Annotated in this window: 1 protein-coding gene; it reads left to right on the top strand. The window is 69.9% G+C overall.

Annotation, left to right across the window (positions count from 1 at the left end; translation table 11 throughout):
• Nucleotides 1-2,164 (top strand): Ig-like domain-containing protein (locus tag VTU_RS28275; RefSeq protein ID WP_010106974.1); only part of this gene is annotated, 2,164 nt, incomplete at both ends.

The raw sequence follows: 2,164 nt of genomic DNA, 5'->3' as shown, positions 1-2,164 counted from the left end.
GGCGAAACCGCCCTGGTCATCTTCACCTTCTCCGAAGCGGTGACGAACTTTGGCCTCGACGATCTGCGCATGGCCAAGGGCACGCGCAATGGCACGCTGTCGCAGCCGACGTCCACCGGCGACGGCAGCGTCTGGGTCGCGACCTTGAGCGCCCCGACTCCCGGCGTCACGTCGTCGAACAACACCATGCGCGTGAACCTGTCCGGCGTGAACGATCTTGCGGGCAACGCGGGCGAGAGGGTGGTTCCCGCCGGCGTCCGCTACGACATCGACACCGTCGGCGAGCGCCCCACCCTGCGCATCACGCTGGCCGACACCTTGCTCACCGCGGGCGAGAGCACCACCGTCACCTTCGACTTCAACCAGGTCGTCACCGGTTTTGACGCCGACGACATCGTGCTCAGCAACGCCAGCGGCACGCTGGGCGCTCTCGCCGTCAGCGCAGAAGGTAAGACCTGGACCGCCCCCTTCACGCCCGCAGCCAACACCGAGACCGCGAGCAGCACCATCAGCGTGAACCTGGCTGGCGTGCGCAACGCCGCAGGCACCCCCGGGATCGGCAGCACCGCCAGCGCCAACTACACCGTGGACACCGAGCGCCCCACGGCCACCATCACGCTGGCCGACAGCGCACTCACCGCGGGCGAGAGCACCCCCGTCACCTTCACCTTCAGCGAGCCCGTCACCGACCTGGACGCCAGCAACATCGTGTGCGCGAACGGCACGCTGGGCACGCCCACGAGCGACGACGGCGGCACGGTCTGGACGGCCACCTTCACGCCCACGGCCAACGCCAGCGCCCAGGCGAACACCATCCGCGTGGACCTCACCGGGGTGCGCGACGACGCGGGCAACGCCGGTGCCGGCAGCGCCTCCAGCGCCAACTACTCCGTGGACACCTGGCCTGCCGGCACCACCGGTCCGACCGCCACCATCACGCTGGCCGACGTCAGCTTGACCGTGGGGGAAAGCACCACCGTCACCTTTGCCTTTAACGAAGCCGTCACCGGCTTCACGCGCGACGACGTCGATCTCACCGACGCCAACGGCACATTGGGCAACCCCACGACGCATGACGACGGCAGAACCTGGACGGCCACCTTCACGCCCACGACGCATACCGAGAGCGGGACCAACACCATCCGCGTAAACCATGCCGGCGTGACCAACACCGCAGGCCGCGCCGGCACCGGCCGCGCGGATAGCACCAACTACCTGGTCGACACCTGGGCCCCGATGTTCTCCAGGGCCGAGGTGAACGGCGCCCAGTTGATGCTCAGCTACGCCGAAGGAATCGGCCTGAACATGGCCCATATCCCGCCCGCCATAGCTTTTGCGGTGCACGTCGATGACGTGCACACCGCCGTCGTCGCCGTCCGGGTGCACGCGCACGATATCGTCAGCTTGATGCTGGCCACCCCTGTCACCAGCGACCAGCAGACGGTGACCGTCGCCTACGCCGCCCCCCCGCCCGGCAGCGATGCCGGCGCCATACAGGACACGGCCGGCAACGTCGCGGCCAATTTCTTCACCATGCCGGCGCACAACCGCACCCCCGCGCCACAGGGTCCGGCCTCGTCGGCCCGGTCGGCTCCGTTGATCCCCTCGGACCCGACGCACAAGAACGCGGACAACGAGGGCATTCCCGGCAGCGCCAAGGACCAGACCCCCGGCGTCGCCGGCCCCGCTGGCGCAGCCCCCATGGCCGGCGACGGCAACGGAGACGGCATCCCGGACGGCACGCAGGCCGCGGTGGCATCGACCCGCCTCGTGCTCAGCAGCCCCACCGGAGCAAGCCAGCCCGCAGACGCGGCCAACAGCACCCCCGTGACCCTGGTGGCCGGCAGCCTGGACGGCAAGCTGGACCCGGACAGCAACGGCGCACGCATCACCCGCCTGGAGCAAGAAGACGCCCCCGCCGAATTGCCCCAGGGGATGGAGACGCCCCTCGGGCTGCTCCGCTTCGAGGCAACGCTGGCCCCGAGCCACAGCAGCGAGGCGTTCAGCCTGTATGCAGACCCGGCGCTGGGCGTGAGCGGCTACTGGGCCCAGGACCGCACCGGCACCTGGGTCAACCTGAGCAGCGCGCCCTACGGCGGCCAGGTGGCGCACGAGGGCGGTCAGCTGCGGCTGGACTTCGAGATCGCCGATGGCGGGCCGTTCG

The organism is Verminephrobacter aporrectodeae subsp. tuberculatae At4 (assembly GCF_000193225.1).
Lineage (GTDB): Bacteria > Pseudomonadota > Gammaproteobacteria > Burkholderiales > Burkholderiaceae_C > Acidovorax > Acidovorax aporrectodeae.
The sequence above is the reverse complement of the archived record's forward strand: the minus strand, read 5'-3'. Positions and strand labels throughout refer to the sequence as shown.